The 20,831-nt window shown below is 63.0% G+C and carries 21 protein-coding genes and 1 riboswitch; of the genes, 15 read left to right on the top strand and 6 right to left on the bottom strand.

What is annotated here, in order from left to right; genetic code table 11:
- Positions 1–81: 81 nt before the first annotated feature.
- From relA to GWQ44_RS17195, 3 genes are read left to right on the top strand one after another with little or no spacing between them, the layout of a single operon-like run.
- A complete protein-coding gene (relA, locus tag GWQ44_RS17205) occupies positions 82–2,325 on the top strand; it encodes a GTP diphosphokinase (RefSeq protein ID WP_016966214.1) in 2,244 nt (747 codons plus the stop codon).
- Between the two features lie 24 nt (positions 2,326–2,349).
- A complete protein-coding gene (gene mazG / locus GWQ44_RS17200; RefSeq protein ID WP_042941670.1) occupies positions 2,350–3,183 on the top strand; it encodes a nucleoside triphosphate pyrophosphohydrolase in 834 nt (277 codons plus the stop codon).
- Positions 3,184–3,209: 26 nt separating this feature from the next.
- Positions 3,210–3,749 (top strand): DUF2058 domain-containing protein, encoded by a 540-nt coding sequence (locus GWQ44_RS17195; RefSeq protein ID WP_016966216.1) that lies wholly within the window; start codon positions 3,210–3,212, stop codon positions 3,747–3,749.
- A 96-nt stretch (positions 3,750–3,845) separates the two neighbouring features.
- Here GWQ44_RS17195 and GWQ44_RS17190 read toward each other — a convergent pair whose 3' ends face one another.
- From GWQ44_RS17190 to purM, 4 genes are all read right to left on the bottom strand, one after another.
- Complete coding sequence (locus tag GWQ44_RS17190) at positions 3,846–4,034, bottom strand: hypothetical protein (RefSeq protein ID WP_016966217.1); 189 nt, start codon at positions 4,032–4,034, stop codon at positions 3,846–3,848.
- Positions 4,035–4,318: 284 nt separating this feature from the next.
- Entirely contained in the window at positions 4,319–5,032 is a 714-nt protein-coding gene (locus GWQ44_RS17185; protein WP_047305628.1) for a DUF3108 domain-containing protein, read from the bottom strand.
- An 8-nt stretch (positions 5,033–5,040) separates the two neighbouring features.
- Positions 5,041–5,703, bottom strand: coding sequence for a phosphoribosylglycinamide formyltransferase (gene purN, locus GWQ44_RS17180; RefSeq protein WP_047305627.1), 663 nt, complete (start codon positions 5,701–5,703; stop codon positions 5,041–5,043).
- Positions 5,703–6,761, bottom strand: a complete 1,059-nt coding sequence (gene purM, locus GWQ44_RS17175) for a phosphoribosylformylglycinamidine cyclo-ligase (RefSeq protein ID WP_275927854.1) — start codon at positions 6,759–6,761, stop codon at positions 5,703–5,705. The genes purN and purM overlap by 1 nt, the downstream gene beginning before the upstream one ends.
- Positions 6,762–7,132: 371 nt before the next feature.
- On the opposite strand from purM, the gene GWQ44_RS17170 reads away from it, so the two are divergent.
- From GWQ44_RS17170 to GWQ44_RS17145, 6 genes are all read left to right on the top strand, one after another.
- Positions 7,133–8,173, top strand: coding sequence for a DUF2066 domain-containing protein (locus tag GWQ44_RS17170; protein WP_275927853.1), 1,041 nt, complete (start codon positions 7,133–7,135; stop codon positions 8,171–8,173).
- A 38-nt stretch (positions 8,174–8,211) separates the two neighbouring features.
- Positions 8,212–9,285, top strand: a complete 1,074-nt coding sequence (locus GWQ44_RS17165; RefSeq protein WP_016966221.1) for an AI-2E family transporter — start codon at positions 8,212–8,214, stop codon at positions 9,283–9,285.
- Between the two features lie 228 nt (positions 9,286–9,513).
- Positions 9,514–10,218 (top strand): DnaA regulatory inactivator Hda, encoded by a 705-nt coding sequence (gene hda, locus GWQ44_RS17160; RefSeq protein ID WP_007898944.1) that lies wholly within the window; start codon positions 9,514–9,516, stop codon positions 10,216–10,218.
- Between the two features lie 223 nt (positions 10,219–10,441).
- Positions 10,442–11,062, top strand: a complete 621-nt coding sequence (locus GWQ44_RS17155) for an NlpC/P60 family protein (RefSeq protein ID WP_016966222.1) — start codon at positions 10,442–10,444, stop codon at positions 11,060–11,062.
- A 165-nt stretch (positions 11,063–11,227) separates the two neighbouring features.
- The gene (locus GWQ44_RS17150; protein ID WP_016966223.1) at positions 11,228–11,761 is read left to right on the top strand and encodes a C40 family peptidase; all 534 of its coding nucleotides are present in this window, start codon (positions 11,228–11,230) and stop codon (positions 11,759–11,761) included.
- Between the two features lie 22 nt (positions 11,762–11,783).
- Positions 11,784–12,446, top strand: a complete 663-nt coding sequence (locus GWQ44_RS17145; RefSeq protein WP_275927852.1) for a class I SAM-dependent methyltransferase — start codon at positions 11,784–11,786, stop codon at positions 12,444–12,446.
- Position 12,447: 1 nt separating this feature from the next.
- Here GWQ44_RS17145 and GWQ44_RS17140 read toward each other — a convergent pair whose 3' ends face one another.
- A complete protein-coding gene (locus tag GWQ44_RS17140; protein WP_275927851.1) occupies positions 12,448–13,767 on the bottom strand; it encodes a sorbosone dehydrogenase family protein in 1,320 nt (439 codons plus the stop codon).
- 70 nt (positions 13,768–13,837) lie between these two features.
- Positions 13,838–14,419 (bottom strand): hypothetical protein, encoded by a 582-nt coding sequence (locus tag GWQ44_RS17135; RefSeq protein WP_179600300.1) that lies wholly within the window; start codon positions 14,417–14,419, stop codon positions 13,838–13,840.
- A gap of 167 nt (positions 14,420–14,586) precedes the next feature.
- Positions 14,587–14,820: riboswitch (cobalamin riboswitch) on the top strand.
- 79 nt (positions 14,821–14,899) lie between these two features.
- Between GWQ44_RS17135 and cobO the strand changes: the two genes are divergently transcribed.
- Genes cobO through GWQ44_RS17105 form a run of 6 tightly spaced genes read left to right on the top strand, consistent with a single transcriptional unit; the run spans position 14,900 to position 20,825 of the window.
- Positions 14,900–15,511 (top strand): cob(I)yrinic acid a,c-diamide adenosyltransferase, encoded by a 612-nt coding sequence (gene cobO / locus GWQ44_RS17130; RefSeq protein WP_016966227.1) that lies wholly within the window; start codon positions 14,900–14,902, stop codon positions 15,509–15,511.
- A 10-nt stretch (positions 15,512–15,521) separates the two neighbouring features.
- A complete protein-coding gene (locus GWQ44_RS17125) occupies positions 15,522–16,844 on the top strand; it encodes a cobyrinate a,c-diamide synthase (RefSeq protein WP_275927850.1) in 1,323 nt (440 codons plus the stop codon).
- Positions 16,837–17,487 (top strand): 5,6-dimethylbenzimidazole synthase, encoded by a 651-nt coding sequence (gene bluB, locus GWQ44_RS17120; protein ID WP_016966229.1) that lies wholly within the window; start codon positions 16,837–16,839, stop codon positions 17,485–17,487. Before GWQ44_RS17125 ends, bluB begins: the two co-directional genes overlap by 8 nt.
- Entirely contained in the window at positions 17,484–18,392 is a 909-nt protein-coding gene (cbiB, locus tag GWQ44_RS17115; protein WP_016966230.1) for an adenosylcobinamide-phosphate synthase CbiB, read from the top strand. The genes bluB and cbiB overlap by 4 nt, the downstream gene beginning before the upstream one ends.
- On the top strand, positions 18,385–19,377 hold the full coding sequence (gene cobD / locus GWQ44_RS17110; protein ID WP_047305618.1) for a threonine-phosphate decarboxylase CobD: 993 nt from the start codon (positions 18,385–18,387) through the stop codon (positions 19,375–19,377). Before cbiB ends, cobD begins: the two co-directional genes overlap by 8 nt.
- On the top strand, positions 19,374–20,825 hold the full coding sequence (locus tag GWQ44_RS17105; protein WP_047305617.1) for a cobyric acid synthase: 1,452 nt from the start codon (positions 19,374–19,376) through the stop codon (positions 20,823–20,825). Before cobD ends, GWQ44_RS17105 begins: the two co-directional genes overlap by 4 nt.
- The last annotated feature ends 6 nt before the right edge of the window (positions 20,826–20,831 follow it).

Here is a 20,831-nt window from a genome sequence, read left to right as displayed (position 1 = left end):
CTGGCCCCGCGAGCTGCCCCTGAGCGTTGAAGGTCAGCGATTTGACGCATTGAATGTGCGTCGTAGGGAAGGTAAAGCAAGATGGTACAGGTGAGAGCGCACCAGCCGATCAACACCGACGGCAGTATCAATCTCGAGGCATGGCTCGATCATACGGTCAGCGTCGATATGGCATTGGACCGTGAGGCCTTGAAAGAAGCCTGCGAGTTCGCTCGCGAGGCAGAGTTAAAACACATTGCCGCCAAGGGTCTGAGCGCCGAGGACGTGTCGAGTTTCAGCACGGGCCTGGAGATTGCGGAGATCCTTGCCGACCTCAAGCTGGACCAGGATTCCCTGGTCGCCGCAGTGCTGTACCGCGGCGTCCGCGAGGGCCAGATCCAGTTGCCGGCGGTCAGCCAGCGTTTTGGCCCGGTGGTGGCCAAGCTGATCGACGGCGTGCTGCGCATGGCCGCGATCACGGCCAGTCTCAGCCCTCGTCAATCCCTGGTACTCGGCACTCAGGCGCAGGTGGAAAACCTGCGCAAGATGCTGGTGGCGATGGTCGATGACGTGCGCGTGGCACTGATCAAGCTGGCCGAGCGGACCTGCGCCATTCGCGCGGTGAAAAGCGCCGACGAAGAGAAGCGCAACCGGGTCGCCCGCGAGGTTTTCGATATCTATGCGCCTTTGGCCCACCGGCTCGGCATCGGCCATATCAAGTGGGAGCTGGAGGACCTGTCCTTCCGTTACCTGGAGCCTGAGCAATACAAGCAGATCGCCAAGCTCCTGCATGAGCGGCGCCTGGATCGCGAGCGCTTCATCAGCGACGTGATGAACCAGTTGCAGAACGAACTGAAGGCCACCGGGGTCAACGCCGACATCAGTGGGCGGGCCAAGCACATCTATTCCATCTGGCGCAAAATGCAGCGCAAGGGCCTGGAGTTCAGCCAGATCTACGATGTGCGCGCGGTGCGGGTGCTGGTGCCGGAAATGCGCGACTGCTACACCGCGCTGGGCATCGTGCACACCTTGTGGCGGCACATCCCCAAAGAGTTCGACGACTACATCGCCAACCCCAAGGAAAACGGCTATCGCTCGCTGCACACCGCGGTGATCGGCCCCGAGGGCAAGGTGCTGGAAGTGCAGATCCGTACCCACGCGATGCACGAGGAAGCGGAGCTCGGGGTTTGCGCCCATTGGAAATACAAGGGCACCGACGTCAAGTCCGGCTCCAACCATTACGAAGAGAAGATCTCCTGGCTGCGCCAGGTGCTGGAATGGCACGAAGAGCTGGGGGATATCGGCGGCCTGGCCGAACAGTTGCGGGTGGATATCGAGCCGGACCGGGTGTACATCTTCACCCCCGACGGCCACGCCATCGACCTGCCCAAAGGCGCTACGCCGCTGGACTTTGCTTATCGGGTGCACACCGAGATCGGCCACAACTGCCGGGGCGCCAAGATCAACGGGCGCATCGTGCCGCTCAACTACAGCCTGCAGACCGGCGAGCAGGTGGAGATCATCACCAGCAAGCACGGCACGCCGAGTCGTGACTGGCTGAACCCGAACCTGGGCTACGTCACCACGTCCCGGGCGCGGGCGAAGATCGTCCACTGGTTCAAGCTGCAGGCTCGCGATCAGAACGTCGCCGCCGGCAAGACCCTGCTGGAACGCGAGCTGAACCGTCTCGACCTGCCTCAGGTGGACTTCGACAAGCTGGCCGACAAGGCCAACATGAAGACCGCCGAGGACATGTTCGCCGCCCTGGGCGCGGGTGACCTGCGCCTGGCGCAACTGGTCAACCTGGCCCAGCAACTGGTGGAGCCGGAGCGCGGCAACGAACAACTGGAGCTGATCCCGCGCAAGGCCGCCGGCTACAAGCCAGGCAAGCGCGGGGATATCCAGATCCAGGGCGTCGGCAACCTGATGACCCAGATGGCCGGCTGCTGCCAGCCGCTGCCGGGGGACGCGATCGTCGGCTACATCACCCAGGGCCGTGGCGTGAGCATTCACCGCCAGGACTGTGCCTCGGTGCTGCAACTGGCCGGGCGCGAGCCGGAGCGGATCATCCAGGTCAGCTGGGGGCCGGTGCCGGTGCTCACCTATCCGGTGGACATCATCATCCGCGCCTACGATCGTTCCGGCCTGCTGCGTGACGTGTCCCAAGTACTGCTCAACGAGCGGATCAACGTGTTGGCCGTCAATACGCGCTCGAACAAGGAGGACAACACCGCGTTGATGTCCCTGACCATCGAGATTCCGGGCCTGGACGCGTTGGGACGTTTGCTGGGGCGCATCTCCCAGCTGCCGAACATCATCGAGACCCGGCGCAATCGAACCCCGTGATGCCCGCATGAAATGGATGAACTGATGTACAGCCTTGAAGACCTGCTCCACCTGATGGCGCGCCTGCGGGACCCGCAATACGGATGCCCGTGGGACATCAAGCAGAACTACGCCAGCATCGTTCCCCATACCCTGGAAGAGGCCTATGAGGTCGCCGACGCCATCGAGCGCGGCGACTTCGACCACTTGCAGGGCGAGCTGGGGGACTTGCTGTTCCAGGTGGTGTATTACAGCCAGTTGGCCCGGGAGGAGGGGCGGTTCGAATTCGACGCGGTGGTGGACGGCATCACCCGCAAGTTGATCCGTCGGCATCCCCATGTGTTCCCCACTGGCGATCTGTACGCGCCGCTGGATATCCCGCGGCTCGATGAAGAACAGGTCAAGGCGCGCTGGGAGCAGATCAAGGCCGAGGAACGTGCAGAGAAGTCCGACGCTCCGCAGCAGTTGTCCCTGCTCGATGATGTGCCGGTGGCCCTGCCGGCGCTGTCTCGCGCGGCCAAGTTGCAAAAGCGCGCGGCGCAGGTCGGTTTCGACTGGCCGGACGCCCTGCCGGTGGTGGACAAGGTTCGTGAAGAACTGGACGAGGTGCTGGAGGCCATGGCCGACAACGACTCGGCGGCCATCACTGAGGAAATCGGTGACTTGCTGTTTGTCGTGGTCAACCTGGCCAGGCACCTGAAGGTCGACCCGGAAACCGCCTTGCGCGGTGCCAATGCCAAGTTCGATCGGCGCTTCCGATTTATCGAGCAGGCATTGCGCGACACCGGTCGTCCCGTGGAAGATTGCACCCTCGAAGACTTGGATGCCCTGTGGGGTGAAGCCAAACGTCAGGAAAAGAATTTGCCCAGCTGCGGCTGAGGCCGTTGCCTAAGTGAGTAAGCACCATGAGCCTTTCCCTTCGCGACCAGTTGCTCAAAGCAGGGCTGGTCAACCAAAAGCAGGCCAAGCAGGTCAGCAAAGACAAGCAGAAGCAGCAGCGACTGGCCCATAAAGGCCAGATCGAACTCGATGATTCCCAGCAGCGCGCAGCCCAGGAGGCCATGGCTGAAAAGGTCAAGCGTGACCAGGAGCTCAACCGTCAGCAGCAGGAGAAGGCCGAGCAGAAGGCCCGTGCGGCGCAGATCAAGCAACTGATCGAAGTCTCGCGCCTGCCCAAGCTGAACACCGAGGACTACTACAACTTCGTCGACGACAAGAAGGTCAAGCGCCTGTCGGTGAACACCCTGATGCGCAACAAGCTCAGCAGCGGTTCCCTGGCCATCGTCCACCACGCTGGTGGCTATGAGGTGATTCCGCGGGAGGCGGCGCTGAAGATCCAGGAGCGTGACCCGCGGCGCATCGTGCAACTGAACACGCCCACCGAGGCGCCGGATGAGGACGATCCATACGCGGCCTACCAGATCCCTGATGATCTGATGTGGTAAGCATCCAGTAACCACCAACCCCGCTCATGGCGGGGTTGGTGGTTTTTGGGTGGGGGGATTGGCGTGGAATCCCGGCACCGCTGTGTCGAGGTTGAATCAGGAACTCTGGGGCGCGCGGTTCTGCTCGAGTTTTTCCAGTTCGGCCTTGTAGCTGTGGGCGTCGCTCTCGGAGTGGAACATGCCCACCAGCATGCCTTGTTGATGCACATCCCAGATCCGTACACCCGCGGCTACGCCTTCATGGGACATATGTGAATCGTCGCGTTCAGTTACTTTTACAGTCATCTGCTAGCTCCAATCTCGGTTGATCTGCAGCAAGGCGTGTGCAGGCCTCTGTTATATGTTTTGTTAGCTTGCTAAGTAAATTGCCTGGATCTGCAACAGACCTTTGCAGGATTGGCGACAATCCTGCAGCCCGCGAAAACCGTGACATTTCGCCGCAGTCGGCGAAGTTTCATGACAAAAGTTTCATCTTGGAGGGCTTGCACTTGCGTCTGGCAAGCGGGCATGGAGTGGCATTTCGAGCAAAAAAAAGCCCCGCTTTCGCGAGGCTTTGATCGTGCTGCGGCTTAACTGCCTTTGACTGTCTTGCCGTTGACGGTGCCGTTGAGGAGCATGATGTTGTACTCCTTGCCGTCGGTTTCCACCTGCTGCAGGCGGACCAGCAGGTAATCCCAGTCCTTGGCGAACCACATCACGGTGATGCGTTTGCTCTGTGTCGGGTCGCGCACGCGCTCAACCTTGATGGCATCGATCTGGCCGGCCTTGGTGTCGACTTTTTCCGAGCCCAGGACGCGGAAATCGTAGGTGTCGACTTCACCGCCGTCGACCACTTGATAGCTCATGGTCTTCTTGCCGGCGGCCACGTCGTGCTGCAGGGCCAGCTGGTAGGTGGATTTGTCCACCATGCCGGTGTTCAGCGGCAGCTTGACCGCATCGCCACGGTCGGTGCCGGTGACCATCTTGGCGTTCCAGTCGAAATCCAGATCGGCTTTCTTGGCCTTGCCCAGACCGCCGCGCTCGAAGTGATAGGACTGGGGCACCAGGGTGTCCTTGTCCAGGGTCAGGGTGCTTTCCTCGCTCAGGCTGGCGATCATCATCGACGCCTTGAAGCTGAGTTTCCAGGCGCCATTGGCGGTTTTTTCCAGGCTGCGTTCAGCCGTGCCGCTCATGGGCAGTTGCTTCCAGTCGGCGGTGTAGCTGGCGGAGAACGGGTGAAGGTCTGCTGCCTGCACAACCGGCAGGGCGAACAGAGCGCAAGCGAAGAGCAGGGCGCGACGCATAAAATCTCCTAGGTTCGAATCAAATAGCCGCTGGCGGCCAGTAATTGACCATCCAGTAAAGCACCCTGATCGCCGAGCATCAGCCGACCTTCGGCAAACCAGCGTACAGCCATGGGGTAAATCCGGTGTTCCTGGATGTGCACTCGCTGCGCCAGGCTTTGCGGCGAGTCGTGCAACTCTACCGGGATCACAGCCTGTACGACCAGTGGCCCGCCATCGAGTTCCTCGGTGACGAAGTGCACACTGCAGCCGTGCTCAGTATCCCCGGCCTCCAGCGCCCGCTGGTGAGTATGTAACCCTTTGTATTTGGGCAGCAGCGAGGGATGGATATTCAGCAGTCGGCCCTGGTAGTGACGAACGAATCCGGCGCTGAGGATGCGCATGAATCCGGCCAGTACCACCAGTTTCGGTTGGAAGGTGTCGATCAGCTCGATCAACCCCTGATCGAAGGCCTCGCGGCCTTCGAAAGCGGTGTGATCGAGGAAGCGGGTCGGGATGCCCGCTTCCTGGGCACGCTGCAGCCCGTAGGCGTCGGCGCGGTTGGAGATCACGGCAGCGATGCGCACCGGACTGTCGTCGGTGCGCGCGTTGTCGATCAGGGCTTGCAGGTTACTGCCGGTGCCGGACAGCAGCACCACAACATCACAGGTCGGCGACGTCCGCTCTTGCATCAGTGAGCCTTGAGGTTCTTCAGCTCGACCTGGGCCGCGCCTTCGGCTGCGGTGGCGATCTGGCCGATGACCCAAGGCTGCTCGCCCGCTGCACGCAGGACGTTCAGGGCATTTTCAACCTGATCCTGGGCTACGCAGATGACCATGCCCACGCCACAGTTCAGGACGCGGTGCATTTCGTGCTCGTCGACATTGCCTTGCTCTTGCAGCCAGTCGAAGACCGCCGGGCGAGTCCAGCTGGCCACGTCAACCACGGCCTGAGCGCCTTTTGGCAGCACGCGCGGGATGTTGTCCAGCAGGCCGCCGCCAGTGATGTGGGCCATGGCCTTGACGGCGCCGGTGTCCTTGATCAGCTTCAGCAGCGGCTTGACGTAGATGCGGGTCGGGGCCATCAGCAGCTCGGTCAGCGGCTTGCCGTCCAGCTGGATGTTTTCGATGTCGGCACCGGCGACTTCGATGATCTTGCGGATCAGCGAGTAGCCGTTGGAGTGCGGGCCGGAAGACGGCAGGGCCAGCAGGGCGTCGCCGGCGGCGACTTTCGAGCCGTCGATGATCTCGGCCTTTTCCACGACGCCGACGCAGAAGCCGGCCAGGTCGTAGTCTTCGCCTTCGTACATGCCGGGCATTTCAGCGGTTTCGCCACCGACCAGGGAGCAGCCGGACAGCTCACAGCCGGCGCCGATGCCGGTGACCACCTGGGCGGCGGTATCGACGTTGAGCTTGCCGGTGGCGTAGTAGTCGAGGAAGAACAGCGGCTCGGCGCCGCAGACCACCAGGTCGTTGACGCACATGGCTACCAGGTCGATGCCGATGCTGTCGTGCTTGTTCAGGTTCAGGGCCAGGCGCAGCTTGGTGCCGACGCCGTCGGTGCCGGAAACCAGTACAGGTTGCTTGTAGCCGGCCGGGATTTCGCAGAGGGCGCCGAAACCGCCCAGGCCGCCCATGACTTCCGGGCGCGCAGTGCGCTTGGCGACGCTCTTGATGCGTTCGACCAATGCTTCACCGGCGTCGATGTCTACACCGGCGTCTTTGTAGCTCAGGGAGGGTTGCTTGCTCATGATCCAGGCCTTTAGGGGGGATTCAGGGGTATCGACCGAACCAGAGAGCCTGCCCGAGCACTGGGAAAGTGTTTCAGGGTGCCCAGCTGGTGCCGGTCTGCGAAGGCGCGCGATTTTATCAGGCTTGTGGGGCAGCGGCCATCCTCGGGCCGACGGGTAGAGGCATATCCGCCTAAAAAAAACCGCGATTGGCCGTGTTGGTGGTCCTGCCCATGCCTGTATAAGGTATAGCGCTCAAGTGGCTATCGTTATGACAGCGTGAAAACAGTCGGGCGACGGGTGAATGTTTTACCGGGGCTTGTGGTCACAGCCTTGCTCGCAGTGGTTCTTGCGCGCTGTTTCAATCGTTTTTTTGTCGTCGGGAATCTTCCATGCGTCTGGGTCAATTTCTGTTTGTGGGCTGTTTGTCATTGGTCAGCCTGGCGAGTCATGCCGAAACCCTCAATGGCCTGTATCAAGTGCGCGAGCCGGTGAGCAGCCAGTCGCCCGAGGAGCGCGACCAGGCCACGCAGCGTGCCCTGGAGACTCTGGTGCTGCGCCTGACCGGCGATGCCAAGGCGGCTCAGGGCGCGGGGCTGGCGGCAATTCGCAAGGATCCGCAGCAGATCATCAGCCAGTACGGCTATGACGCCGGTCCGCCGGAAAGCCTGCAAGTGGACTTTGATCCGGTCAGCACCGATCGCGCGCTGCGCCAGGCGGGCCTGCCGTTGTGGGGCAGCAACCGGCCATCGATCCTGGGCTGGTGGTTGAGCGACTCCACTGAGGGCTCGAGCCTGGTCGGTGATGGTCAGGCCAGTGCCGCGCCTCTGCGGCGTGCGGCGCAGCATCGTGGTCTGCCGCTGCGCCTGCCACTGGGCGATCTGGATGAGCAGATCGTTGCCACGGCGCCCAATCTTGAAGGCGCCGACCCGGCTCCTCTGCGCCAGGCTTCGGAGCGTTACGGCGCCGATGCACTGTTGGCGGTGCATGCCCGTGAAGAGGGCGGGCAATGGCAGGCCAAGTGGCGTTTGTGGCTCGGCGATCAGAAAGAGCAGGGCACTGTTCAGGGCGCGGATACGGCGGCGCTGGCCGATGGCGTGCTGCTGGCGGTGAGTCAGCGTCTGGCGCCGCGTTTCGTCACGCGCCCTGGAGCCTCCAGCGAGCAATTGCTCGAAGTGCAGGGCATGACCCTGGAGCACTACGCGGCGCTGGGGCATCTGTTGGAGCCTTTCGGTGCGCAGATTCAGAGCATCGACGGTGATCGCGTCATCTATCGGGTCAACGGCAGTGCGGAGCAACTGCGGGCGCAGCTGTCTCTGGCCAAGCTGCAGGAAATTCCTGCGGGCGAGGCGCCGGCCGCTGTGCCGGGGGCTGAAGGGGCGGCGCCGGCGGTGGCTGCGCCGCAGGCCGCGCAATTGCGTTTTCGCTGGTAGCAGATGGGTTTCCTTCTATATAGAAGCTGGAGTGGTTTATGGCTGATACGCGTCGTTGGGTCTGGTTGGGGGGCGTGCTCCTGGTCTGTGGGTTCGTCTATCTGCTGCATCCGATCCTCAGTCCGTTCCTGGTGGCGCTGTTGCTGGCGTATCTGTTCGACCCGCTGGTGGATCGCCTGGAGACGTGGGGGCTGTCGCGCACCTGGGGCGTGGTGGCGGTGTTTGCCTTGTTCACGCTGATCATCATGACCCTGTTGCTGGTCCTGGTGCCGATGCTGGCCAAGCAGTTGCTGCGCCTCTACGAGCTGGCGCCGCAGATGCTCGATTGGGTGCAGCACACCGCCATGCCTTGGGTGCAGGCACGCTTGGGGTTGGCGGATGGCTTCTGGAAATTCGACAAGGTCAAGGCTGCGATCAGCGAGCACATGGGCCAGACCACTGACATTGTTGGCGTGGTGCTGAGCCAGGCCACGGCGTCTGGGCTGGCGCTGATCGGTTGGCTGGCCAACCTGGTGCTGATTCCGGTGGTCAGCTTCTATCTGTTGCGGGACTGGGACCTGATGATGGCCAAGATCCGCAGTCTGCTGCCGCGCAATCGCGAAGAGCGGGTGGTGTCCCTGGCGGGAGAGTGCCATGAGGTGCTGGGGGCGTTTGTCCGTGGACAGTTGCTGGTGATGCTGGCCCTGGGAATGATCTACGCGGCGGGGCTGATGCTGGTGGGGCTCGAGTTGGGGCTGTTGATCGGCCTGATTGCCGGCTTGGCGGCGATCGTGCCGTACATGGGCTTTGTCATAGGGATTGGCGCGGCGCTGATCGCCGGCCTGTTCCAGTTCGGCGGCGACCTGTACCCCATGATCGGCATCGTTGCCGTGTTCATGGTGGGGCAGGCACTGGAGGGGATGGTGCTGACGCCGCTGTTGGTGGGCGACCGTATTGGGCTGCATCCGGTGGCGGTGATCTTCGCCATTCTCGCTGGTGGTGAGCTGTTTGGTTTTACCGGGGTGCTGTTGGCCTTGCCAGTGGCCGCGGTGATCATGGTGCTGGTGCGTCACATGCACGATCTGTACAAGGATTCAGACCTCTACAGCGGTGCCGAAGACCCTGATCTGTAGGCCGGTGGGCAACGAGTGGCGGCAATGAGCGCCTTGCGGGCGTGCGCTGGCTGGCGTTCATTGGCTGTTGCCGGGGCTGTCAAAATTCGCCCCTGAATGCTGTTTTGCTAACGCAAACCTTTGATTTTGCTTGTGGTCTGCTGCATTGTGCGCTCGGCGTCACGGGTATAAACTTTGCAAACTTTACACAGAGGCCACTAACGGTTCCTTTGGAACTGTTCAGTCAGCATGAAACCGATTCAGCTGCCCCTAGGTGTGCGTCTGCGTGACGACGCCACCTTCATCAACTACTACCCAGGCGCCAATGCCGCTGCACTCGGCTACGTCGAGCGCCTATGCGAAGCCGACGCTGGCTGGACCGAAAGCCTGATCTATCTCTGGGGCAAGGACGGCGTGGGCCGCACGCATTTGCTGCAGGCAGCCTGTTTGCGTTTCGAGCAGTTGGGGGAGCCTGCGGTTTATCTGCCGCTGGCGGAGCTGCTGGATCGCGGTATCGAGATTCTCGACAACCTGGAACAGTACGAGCTGGTGTGTCTGGATGACTTGCAGGCGGTAGCGGGCAAGGCTGATTGGGAAGAGGCGCTGTTCCATCTGTTCAATCGCTTGCGTGACAGTGGCCGGCGTTTGCTGATTGCCGCTTCAACCTCGCCCCGTGAATTGCCAGTGAAGCTGGCGGATTTGAAGTCTCGACTGACCCTGGCGCTGATTTTTCAGATGCGCCCGCTCTCCGATGAAGACAAATTGCGTGCCTTGCAACTGCGCGCCTCGCGTCGCGGTCTGCACCTGACCGACGAAGTCGGACATTTTATCCTCACCCGCGGGACCCGCAGCATGAGTGCTCTGTTCGAGCTGCTCGAACGTCTTGATCAGGCCTCATTGCAAGCTCAGCGCAAGCTGACCATTCCCTTTCTGAAAGAGACGCTGGGCTGGTAAAACCAAGGCCTGCAGCCGTTTTCTTGCCGGTCTTCGGCATATTTCAGGCGTCAGAAATCGCGCCTTTGGAAGGGTTTCCAAAGACCGTCGGACTTAAATTGGGCTTAAAGCCTTAGATGTACGGAAGAAACTCATAAGTCACATTCTGATCGATTGAATTTGCAAATGAGGGCGATAGAAGGCATAGTCGCGTCTTCATTTATTTCAAGCCACGGTCGTGCCCATGCTAAATCGCTTCGCACCCCTCGTGCCTCTCGCACTCGTTACCCTGTTGTTTGGTTGCGCTTCCCACACTCCAGTGTCGCAGCAGCAAACTGCCCAGCAGGCTCAAGTCTCCGTCAAAAACCAGTCTTCCGCTGTTTACCAGGAAGAGCTGGCAACTGAAAAGGAACTGGCAGAGTTCTCTGACAGCAAGCCTTACCAGTTGCCAGTTCTGGCTGACAGCATCCTCGAGCGCGGCATGTCCCTGATCGGTACCCGCTACCGTTTCGGTGGTACCTCGGAAGCCGGCTTCGATTGCAGCGGTTTCATCGGTTATCTGTTTCGCGAAGAGGCGGGCATGAATTTGCCGCGCTCCACTCGCGAAATGATCAACGTCAAAGCCCCTCTGGTGGCGCGCAACAACCTCAAGCCGGGTGATCTGCTGTTCTTCAGCACCAACGGTCGCGGTCGCGTCAGCCATGCCGGCATCTACCTGGGTGATGATCAGTTCATCCACTCCAGCAGCCGCCGCAGCGGCGGTGTGCGGGTCGACAGCCTGGGTGACAGCTACTGGAGCAAGACCTTCATCGAAGCCAAGCGCGCACTCGCCATGGCGCCAACCGTGGTCACTGCACGCAAATAAGCGGATAGTTTGTAGGGCGAAGTTAAAGTCTTACTTGAAGTTTGGCGCGTAGACGCTAGAATCCTGATCTATTGTTGAAACTAACCGCGTAAGCCCTGCTTACGCGGTTTTGTTTTCAGTATCAACGGCAGAGAAAGCCGCATCCCGATCAGGATTGTTCAGCTTATGTCGACCTCGGCCCGATTTGCCCTAATTGCCCTCGCCGCGCTGCTCAGCGCTTGCGCCAGCCGTACCCCGCCACCTGCGCCTGTGGTACGTGCACCGGTTTTCAACGCCTCCCAGGCTTTTTCTCCCGTCGCTGAAGATGTGCTGTTCCGCGCCTTGGGTCTGGTCGGCACACCTTATCGTTGGGGCGGCAATACTCCAGACTCCGGGTTCGATTGCAGCGGCCTGATCGGCTACGTCTACCGTGACGCCGCGGGTATCTCCCTGCCACGATCGACCCGGGAAATGATCGGCATGCAGGCGCCGGACGTGGGCAAGAATGCCTTGCAAACCGGTGACCTGATCTTCTTCGCCACCAATGGCGGCTCCCAGGTCAGTCACGCCGGGATCTATGTCGGTGAGGGGCGTTTTGTCCACGCCCCGGCCACCGGCGGCACGGTGAAGCTCGACAGCCTGTCCAAGGCCTATTGGCAGAAAGCCTATCTGAGCGCCAAGCGCGTGCTGCAGCCGGAACATCTGGCGCACAACCCATAATTCCACTCTGCTCGAGGTGTCTGTGACTGCGCGTACGCTCAACCTCGACGATGCCCTGTATAACTACCTGCTGGATGTGTCCCTGCGTGAAACGCCGCTGTTGCGACGTCTGCGGGATGAAACCCAGGCCCTGCCCACTGCCCGTTGGCAGGTGGCGCCGGAGCAGGGGCAGTTCCTTGCGCTACTGATCCAGTTGACCGCTGCTCGCCAGGTGCTGGAAGTGGGAACCTTCACCGGTTACAGCGCCTTGTGCATGGCTCAGGCCCTTCCTGCAGACGGCTCGTTGATCTGTTGCGACCTGCCCGGCGACTACAACGCTACGGCCCGCCGTTACTGGCAGGAGGCAGGTGTTGAGCGGCGCATTGACCTGCGCCTGGCTCCAGCGCTGCAAACCCTGGCTGACCTGGAGCAGGCTGGCCGGCTCGAATCTTTCGATCTGATCTTCATCGATGCCGATAAAGCCAACTACCCGGCCTATCTGGAGTCCGCGTTGCGTCTGTTGCGAGTCGGAGGCCTGGCGGTATTCGACAACACCTTGTGGAGCGGGCGTGTGCTGGAGGTGAATCCTGCCAGCGCAGATACCCGAGCCATCCAGGCGCTCAACCGGGCCTTGAGGGATGACTCGCGAATCGACCTGTCGCTGCTGCCCCTGGGGGACGGTTTGACCCTGTGCCGCAAGCGCTGAATCAGTGCGCTTTGGCGGCTGATACCCGCCAGACCTTGTTGCCGACGTCATCGGCCACCAGCAAGTCGCCTTGCTGGTCGATCACTACGCCAACCGGGCGTCCATAGGCCTTTTCATCGGCGCTGAGAAAGCCGCTGAGCACGTCCACGGGCGGACCCTGGGGCTTGCCGGCCCTAAAGGGGATGAAGATGACTTTGTAGCCGCTATGGGGCTTGCGGTTCCACGAGCCATGCTGGCCGATGAACGCGCCCTCGGTGAACGGTGCCGGGAGCTTGCTGCCCTGGGCAAAGGTCAGTCCCAAAGAGGCGGTGTGCGGGCCAACCGCGTAGTCCGGGGCGATGGCCTTGCTCACCAGGTCGAGGTTCTGCGGTTTGACCCGCACATCCACATGCTGCCCGTAGTAGCTGAAGGGCCAGCCGTAGAAGGCGCCGTCCTTGACCGAGGTGATGTAGTCCGGCACCAGGTCGCTGCCGATCTCGTCGCGTTCGTTTACCGCGGTCCACAGCGCCCCGCTGACCGGCTCCCAGGCCAGGCCGTTGGGATTGCGCAAGCCGGTGGTGAACAGGCGATGCTGCCCGCTGCTCCGATCCACCTCCCAGATCGCGGCGCGGCCTTGTTCCTGGTCCAGGCCATTTTCCCCGACGTTGCTGTTGGAGCCGACGGTGACGTAGAGCTTGCTCCCGTCCGGGCTGGCGATGACGTTCTTGGTCCAGTGGTGATTGAGCGTGCCGCCGGGCAGATCGACGACCTTGGTGCCGGTCGCGGTGATCCGCGTGTCGCCGTTCTGGTAAGGAAAGCGCAGCAGCTTGTCGGTGTCCGCCACATACAGGTCATTGCCGACCAGGGTCATGCCGAACGGCGAGTTCAGGTTGTCCAGAAACACGCTGCGGGTTTCGGCTACGCCATCGTGATCCTGATCCCTTAGCAGGGTAATGCGGTTGGCGCTGGGCACGGCAGCGCCGGCGCGGCCCATGATCTTTCCGGCGATCCAGCCGCGAATGCCCTGATTGTCGTCGGGTTTGGGCGGTGCGTTGGTTTCCGCCACCAGTACGTCGCCGTTGGGCAGGACATAGAGCCAGCGTGGATGATCGAGGTCTTCGGCGAAGGCATTGACCTGGGTGCCGGCTGCCGCCAATGGCTGGGTGCCCTTGGGCCAGCCAATCGCCGGGGCGATGTTCACCGTGGGGATCAGCGTCGGATTGGGCTCCGGCAGCTTGGGGCTGGGGCCGGTGCCATCGGAAACTTGCAGGCTGGAGGTTTCGCCGCAGGCCGTAAGGCCGGCGGCGATGGCGATAAGCAAGGCGTGTCGAGACTTGAGCATGCTGATTTCCCTATGAGTGCACGGACGTCCTAGTCATAGAGGAGCATAGCCGGCGTATGGTTCCGCCTGATCAGCGGGCTTCCTTGAACAGTACCGCGACCCCGGGATGGTAGTGGCCGGCTTCGTTGTGCAACTTGCGATAGGCGTAGGGAAAGTACCAGGCCACCGCGCAGCAGTGTTCCTTTTGCAGCTCGTCGAGCATGTCCTGGAGTTCTTCCGGGGTGGCGCTGTGCTGGGCTTTTTGCGGGCTGACGAACAGGCAGCCGAGCCGCAGGTCGCTGGGGTAGCTGATTGTTCTAGCGTCACTGGCAATGTCGAGCAGGGCCTGGGTCAGGCGCAGGCCGTTGACCTGGGGCCAGCGCTGGGTGGCCTGAATGTAGGCGCGCTCTTCCCGGGTGGCCAGGTACAGATCGGTGCGTGCGTTGCGGGCGCCTGCCTCCTGCTGTTTTTTGCTGGGGCTGTGTTCGAGGCTGACCATCTCCGCCATCCAGGCGGCGGCGGAAAGCAAACCCAGGTTGGCTTGTTCGTCGAACCAGTAAGGGGTTTCGCCATCGCCACGAACAGCGTTGTAGCGGTCAATGCAATCAAACCAGCGTTCCAGCATCGGGCGCAGGAATTCCAGCTTGGGATTGCTGATGATCATGCCTTGCATCGGGATCCGTCCTTGTTGTTGTCTGGTGGTGGGTGGGCTGAAATATGGCTATTTGATATCAATGTGCTCAGTGTGGCACAAGATTGGCGTCAGTTTGTTGATGCGGTGCAGTTTTGTGTGTCGCACGCCGGCTGGCTTTAATTGACGCTCCACCCCCAACCCTCTAACCTTCGCGACTTGTTTCAGGTGCTCTGTGGCCGCTGGTCGACAGAGTGAAACAGGGAAGCCGGTCAGGGCCTGTGCCAGCGATGGACATGGCTACGATTCCGGCGCTGCCCCCGCAACGGTAGATGAGTCAAGGCTGCGCCAGATGCCACTGTGTCCACGACATGGGAAGGCGCGCAGTCCGGCAGCAATGCCCCTCATGAGCCCGGAGACCGGCCTGATCCATCCAACGGCATCACGGTGGGCGATGCCAGGCTTGCGCCGTCTATTCCTTTTCCTGCCCGCCGTTCCCCAGCCCCAACGGAGAGCTGCCCCATGAGTGAATCCCCCGATCGTGACGAGCGCCACGTGGCGCGCATGTTGCGCAAGAAAGCCGTGATCGATGAGCGCATCGCCAACTCGCCCAACGAATGTGGCCTGTTGCTGGTGCTGACCGGCAATGGCAAGGGCAAGAGCAGTTCGGCTTTCGGCATGTTGGCGCGGTCCATGGGCCACGGCATGCAGTGCGGCGTGGTGCAGTTCATCAAGGGCCGTAACAGCACCGGCGAAGAACTGTTCTTCCGGCGTTTTCCGGAGCAGGTGCGCTTTCATGTGATGGGCGAGGGCTTTACCTGGGAAACCCAGGATCGCCAGCGCGATATCGCCGCGGCCGAAGCCGCCTGGGCGGTGTCCAGGGCGTTGCTGAGCGACCCGGGCATCGGTCTGGTGGTGCTCGACGAACTGAACATCGCCCTCAAGCACGGCTACCTGGATCTGGACCAGGTGCTCAGCGACCTGCAAGCCCGTCCGCCCATGCAGCATGTGGTGGTGACCGGCCGTGGGGCCAAGCCGGAACTGATCGAACTGGCCGATACCGTCACCGAAATGGGCATGGTCAAGCATGCCTTCCAGGCCGGCATCAAGGCGCAGAAAGGTGTTGAGCTGTGAGCGTGATTTCATGACCGATGTTCGTCATTGCCCGGCGGTATTGATCGCCGCGCCGGCTTCCGGCCAGGGCAAGACCACCGTGACCGCTGCCCTGGCTCGTCTGCACCGCAACCAGGGGCGCAAGGTACGGGTGTTCAAATGCGGCCCGGACTTTCTCGACCCGATGATTCTCGAACGTGCCAGCGGCGCTCCGGTGTATCAGCTGGACATGTGGATGGTGGGCGAACAGGAAAGCCGGCGCCTGCTCTGGGAAGCGGCGGCTGACGCTGACCTGATCCTGATCGAAGGGGTCATGGGGCTGTTCGACGGCACCCCCTCCAGTGCCGATCTGGCGCGGCATTTCGGGGTGCCGGTGCTGGGGGTGATCGATGGCACCGCCATGGCCCAGACCTTCGGTGCGCTGGCCCTGGGCTTGGCCCGCTATCAGCCGGACCTGCCGTTCGCCGGGGTGCTGGCCAACCGGGTCGGCACCTTGCGTCACGCGCAGTTGCTCGAAGGCAGCCTTACCGAGGGCTTGCGCTGGTACGGCGCCCTGTCCCGGGAAACCGATATCGAACTGCCCAGCCGGCACCTGGGGCTGGTGCAGGCCCGTGAACTGAATGATCTCGACCTGCGCCTGGATGCCGCCGCCGAGGCGCTGGCCAGCAGCTGTCAGGTGGAGTTGCCGCCCGCCGTGAGTTTTGCCGCGCCAACCCCAGTGATTTGCGAGCCCTTGCTGGAGGGGGTGCGCATTGCTGTGGCGCGGGACGAGGCGTTTGCCTTTACCTACGGCGCCAGCCTCGATCTGTTGCGGGCCATGGGCGCGCAATTGCATTTCTTCTCCCCTATCCACGACACGACACTGCCGCAGGCGGACAGCCTGTACCTGCCCGGTGGCTACCCGGAATTGCATCACCAGGCCCTGGCGCAGAACAGCGCCATGCTCGACGCCATTCGTGCCCACCATGCTGCGGGCAAGCCATTGCTCGCCGAGTGTGGCGGCATGCTGTACCTGCTCGACTCCCTGACTGACGTCGACGGCCGGTGTGCCGAGCTGCTGGGCTTGCTGCCCGGCGCGGCGGTGATGCAGAAGCGCCTGGCGGCCCTGGCCTTGCAGGCCGTGGAGCTGCCGGAAGGCAGCTTGCGTGGCCATACCTACCATCACTCCCTGACCACCACAGCCCTTGAGCCGATTGCCCGGGGCATCAGTCCCAACGGTGGGCGGGGGGCTGAGGCGGTGTACCGCGACGGGCGGATGACCGCTTCCTATGTGCATTTCTACTTTCCGTCCAATCCGGCGGCGGTGGCGGCGTTGTTCGCTCCGGCTCCTGCAGGGGGGGTGAGCGGTGAGTGAGCAGGCATTTTCTGCGGCGGAGCGTGCGGCCGTGTATCGCGCCATCGCCGAACGTCGGGACATGCGGCATTTTGCCGGTGGCAGTGTCGAGCCCGAGTTGCTGCGGCGCTTGCTGGAGGCGGCGCATCAGGCGCCCAGTGTGGGGCTGATGCAGCCCTGGCGTTTTATCCGCATCAGCGATCGCCCGTTGCGCGGGCGCATCCAGCAGTTGGTGGAGGAGGAGCGGGTGCGCACCGCCGAGGCGCTGGGCGAGCGTTCCGACGAGTTCATGCAGCTCAAGGTCGAAGGCATCCATGACTGTGCCGAGGTGCTGGTGGCGGCATTGATGGATGGCCGCGAGCGGCATGTCTTTGGTCGGCGCACCCTGCCGGAAATGGACCTGGCCTCGCTGTCCTGCGCCATTCAGAACCTCTGGCTGGCGGCCCGCAGCGAAGGCCTGGGCCTGGGCTGGGTGTCGCTGTTCGAGCCCCAGGCCCTGGCCGACCTGCTGGGATTGCCCGCCGGTGCCAAACCCTTGGCCGTGCTGTGCCTGGGCCCGGTGACCGAGTTCTATCCGGCGCCGATGCTGGCGCTGCAGGGCTGGGCGCAGCCCCGGCCATTGAGTGAGTTGCTGTATGAGAATTACTGGGGAGTGAGTCAATGAGCGTGGCGTTGCTGAGTGTCGCCGGGGTGGCGCTGGATGCGTTGCTGGGCGAGCCCAAGCGCTGGCATCCGCTGGTAGCCTTCGGCCGCATGGCGGATCGTATCGAGCAACGTTTCAACGCCGCCGGCCGGGGCTGGCGCAGTCATGGGGTCAGCGCCTGGGTACTGGCGGTGCTGCCCCTGACCCTGTTGGCCACGGCTCTGTCCTGGTTGCCCTACATCGGTTGGCTGGTGGAGATCGTTGCACTGTATTGCGCCCTGGGCCTGCGCAGCCTTGGCGAGCACGTCGAGCCGGTGGCCCAGGCTCTGCGCAGCGACGACCTGGATGAGGCCCGGCGTCGGGTCGGTTTTCTGGTGAGCCGTCAGACCAGTGAGCTGGATGCCACCGAAGTGGCGCGGGCAGCCACTGAGTCGGTGCTGGAAAACGGCAGCGATGCGGTGTTCGCCGCCTTGTTCTGGTTTGCCGTGGCCGGTGCACCCGGGGTGGTGCTCTATCGCCTGAGCAACACCCTGGATGCCATGTGGGGTTATCGCAACGAGCGCTTCGAGCGTTTCGGCTGGGCGGCGGCGCGGATCGATGATTTGCTCAACTATATTCCTGCGCGCCTGGTGGCCCTGACCTATGCCGTGCTGGGCAAGACTCGTCTGGCGCTCAAATGCTGGTGGCGCCAGGGGCCGACCTGGGACAGTCCCAATGCCGGCCCGGTCATGGCGGCCGGAGCGGGTGCCCTGGGTGTGGAACTGGGGGGCGCAGCGATTTATCACGGTGAGTTGCATCAGCGTCCGCAACTGGGCGAAGGCGAGCCGGCCAGTGCCGATTCCATTGATCGTGGCTGGCAGTTGGTGCAGCGGGGTGTCTGGCTGTGGTTGTTGATTCTGTGCCTGGGGGCTGAATTCTATGCTTGAGCACGGTGGAAGGTTGCGCAAGGCGGCCCAGGAATACGGGATCGCCGAAGAGGCCTGGCTGGACCTGTCCAGCGGATTGGCGCCCTGGCCGTTTCCTGTTCCGGACATTCCCTTGCGGGCCTGGGCGCGCCTGCCGGAAACCGATGACGGCCTGGAGCAGGCGGCCTGTGCCTACTACGGTGCCGGCGAGGTATTGCCGGTGGCCGGTTCCCAGGCCGCGATCCAATTGCTGCCGCGACTGCGGCGGGCGGGCAAGGTCGGGGTGTTGTCGCCCTGTTATGCCGAGCACGCCGAAGCCTGGCGCCGCAGTGGCTACCGGGTGCGGGAGGTGCTGGAGCAGGAAGTGGATTTCTTTCTCGACAGCCTCGATGTGCTAGTGGTGGTCAACCCCAACAACCCCACCGGCCTGAGCCTGACCCCGGAGCGCCTGCTGGACTGGCACGCGCGCTTGGCCCAGCGCGGTGGTTGGCTGGTGGTGGATGAAGCCTTCATGGACAACACCCCGGACCTGAGCCTGGCCCGCCATGCCCATCAGGTAGGGCTGATTGTCCTGCGCTCGTTCGGCAAGTTCTTCGGCCTGGCCGGCGTGCGCCTGGGGTTTGTCCTGGCCGAGCGCCGGCTGCTCAAGCTGCTGGCGGAGCAGGTGGGGCCCTGGGCGGTCAGCGGGCCGACCCGGGTGCTGGGGCAGGTGTGCCTGCGGGATGTCGACGGGCATGTGCGGCAGCGCCTGCGCAGCGAGGCGGCCAGCCAGCGCCTGAGTGAGGTTCTGGAACGCTTCGGCTTCAAGCCCCAGGGTGGCTGCGCCCTGTTCCAGTGGCTGATCACCGCCGAGGCCGAGCAGCTTTATCAATTCATGGCCCGGCGCGGCATTCTGCTGCGGCTGTTCGTCCACAACAGCAGCCTGCGCTTCGGCCTGCCCGCCGACGATGCCGACTGGGCACGCCTGGAGCAGGCGCTGCAGGCCTATCGCAAGGATCACCCATGACCACCCTGATGGTGCAGGGCACCACCTCGGATGCCGGCAAGAGCACTCTGGTGACCGCGCTGTGTCGCTGGCTGTTGCGCCAGGGCGTCAGCGTGGTGCCGTTCAAGCCGCAGAACATGGCGCTCAACAGTGCGGTGACCGCCGACGGCGGTGAAATCGGTCGGGCCCAGGCGGTCCAGGCCCAGGCGGCCAACCTGGCGCCCCACACCGACATGAACCCGGTGTTGCTCAAGCCCAACAGCGACACCGGCTCCCAGGTGATCATTCACGGTCGCGCCGTGACCACCATGAATGCCGTGGCCTATCACGACTACAAGGCCATCGCCATGCAGGCGGTGCTGGCTTCCCATGAGCGCCTGCGGGGTGCCTATGAGGTGGTGATGGTGGAAGGCGCCGGCTCGCCGGCGGAGATCAACCTGCGTGCCGGCGACATCGCCAACATGGGCTTTGCCGAGGCGGTGGATTGCCCGGTGCTGCTGATCGCCGACATCAACCGCGGCGGGGTGTTCGCGCATCTGGTGGGCACCCTGGAACTGCTGTCGCCCAGTGAGCAGGCGCGGGTCAAGGGCTTCATCATCAACCGCTTCCGAGGCGACCTGGCCCTGCTGCAACCGGGACTGGACTGGCTGGAGGCCCGCACCGGCAAGCCGGTGCTCGGGGTGCTGCCCTACGTGCTGGACCTGCACCTGGAAGCCGAGGACGGCATCGATCAGCGTCAGGCCGGCAAGGTCGAGCAAGTGCTCAAGGTGGTGGTGCCGGTGTTACCGCGGATCAGCAATCACACCGACTTCGATCCCCTGCGCCTGCATCCGCAGGTGGATTTGCAGTTCATCGGTCCCGGGCAGGCAATCCCGGCCGCCGATCTGATCATTCTTCCCGGCTCGAAAAGCGTGCGCGGCGATCTGGCCTTTCTGCGAGCCAACGGCTGGGAACGGGCCATCGCCCGGCACTTGCGCTATGGCGGCAAGCTGCTGGGGATCTGTGGCGGCCTGCAGATGCTCGGCAAGCAGTTGCACGATCCCCTGGGCCTGGAAGGCGCCGCCGGTTCCAGCCCGGGCCTGGGCCTGCTGGATTTTGTCACCGTGCTTGAGGAAGAGAAGCAGCTGCGCAATGTTCGTGGCCATCTGAGCCTGGAGCAGGCCGCGATCAGCGGGTACGAGATTCACGCCGGGGTCACCCGCGGCCCGGCCCTGGAGCAGCCGGCGGTGCTGTTGGACGATGGACGTCGCGACGGCGCTTGCAGCGCCGATGGGCAGATTCTCGCCACCTACCTGCATGGTCTGTTCGAAAGCCCGGCGGCCTGCAGCGCGCTGTTGCGCTGGGCGGGCCTTGAAGCGGTCCAGGAGGTGGACTACCACGCCTTGCGCGAGCGCGATATCGAGCGTCTGGCGGACCTGGTGGAACGGCATCTGGACACCGCCGCGCTGCTCACGCTCTGTGGTCGCTAGAACCGC

It is taken from the genome of Pseudomonas sp. 3MA1, from assembly GCF_029237275.1.
GTDB classification, from domain to species: domain Bacteria; phylum Pseudomonadota; class Gammaproteobacteria; order Pseudomonadales; family Pseudomonadaceae; genus Aquipseudomonas; species Aquipseudomonas fluorescens_AP.
Note: the sequence above shows the minus strand (reverse complement) of the source record. Positions and strands in the feature narration are given on the sequence as shown.

Bases quoted from the DNA above. Each gene is read 5' to 3' on its own strand.
- cobO (WP_016966227.1), top strand. From the start codon at position 14,900: ATGAGTGAATCCCCCGATCGTGACGAGCGCCACGTGGCGCGCATGTTG.
- GWQ44_RS17140 (WP_275927851.1), bottom strand. From the start codon at position 13,767: ATGCTCAAGTCTCGACACGCCTTGCTTATCGCCATCGCCGCCGGCCTT.
- cobD (WP_047305618.1), top strand. From the start codon at position 18,385: ATGCTTGAGCACGGTGGAAGGTTGCGCAAGGCGGCCCAGGAATACGGG.
- GWQ44_RS17155 (WP_016966222.1), top strand. From the start codon at position 10,442: ATGCTAAATCGCTTCGCACCCCTCGTGCCTCTCGCACTCGTTACCCTG.
- GWQ44_RS17125 (WP_275927850.1), top strand. From the start codon at position 15,522: ATGACCGATGTTCGTCATTGCCCGGCGGTATTGATCGCCGCGCCGGCT.
- cbiB (WP_016966230.1), top strand. From the start codon at position 17,484: ATGAGCGTGGCGTTGCTGAGTGTCGCCGGGGTGGCGCTGGATGCGTTG.
- GWQ44_RS17150 (WP_016966223.1), top strand. From the start codon at position 11,228: ATGTCGACCTCGGCCCGATTTGCCCTAATTGCCCTCGCCGCGCTGCTC.
- purN (WP_047305627.1), bottom strand. From the start codon at position 5,703: ATGCAAGAGCGGACGTCGCCGACCTGTGATGTTGTGGTGCTGCTGTCC.
- purM (WP_275927854.1), bottom strand. From the start codon at position 6,761: ATGAGCAAGCAACCCTCCCTGAGCTACAAAGACGCCGGTGTAGACATC.
- mazG (WP_042941670.1), top strand. From the start codon at position 2,350: ATGTACAGCCTTGAAGACCTGCTCCACCTGATGGCGCGCCTGCGGGAC.
- GWQ44_RS17105 (WP_047305617.1), top strand. From the start codon at position 19,374: ATGACCACCCTGATGGTGCAGGGCACCACCTCGGATGCCGGCAAGAGC.
- GWQ44_RS17170 (WP_275927853.1), top strand. From the start codon at position 7,133: ATGCGTCTGGGTCAATTTCTGTTTGTGGGCTGTTTGTCATTGGTCAGC.
- relA (WP_016966214.1), top strand. From the start codon at position 82: ATGGTACAGGTGAGAGCGCACCAGCCGATCAACACCGACGGCAGTATC.
- GWQ44_RS17165 (WP_016966221.1), top strand. From the start codon at position 8,212: ATGGCTGATACGCGTCGTTGGGTCTGGTTGGGGGGCGTGCTCCTGGTC.
- GWQ44_RS17190 (WP_016966217.1), bottom strand. From the start codon at position 4,034: ATGACTGTAAAAGTAACTGAACGCGACGATTCACATATGTCCCATGAA.
- GWQ44_RS17185 (WP_047305628.1), bottom strand. From the start codon at position 5,032: ATGCGTCGCGCCCTGCTCTTCGCTTGCGCTCTGTTCGCCCTGCCGGTT.
- GWQ44_RS17135 (WP_179600300.1), bottom strand. From the start codon at position 14,419: ATGCAAGGCATGATCATCAGCAATCCCAAGCTGGAATTCCTGCGCCCG.
- GWQ44_RS17195 (WP_016966216.1), top strand. From the start codon at position 3,210: ATGAGCCTTTCCCTTCGCGACCAGTTGCTCAAAGCAGGGCTGGTCAAC.
- hda (WP_007898944.1), top strand. From the start codon at position 9,514: ATGAAACCGATTCAGCTGCCCCTAGGTGTGCGTCTGCGTGACGACGCC.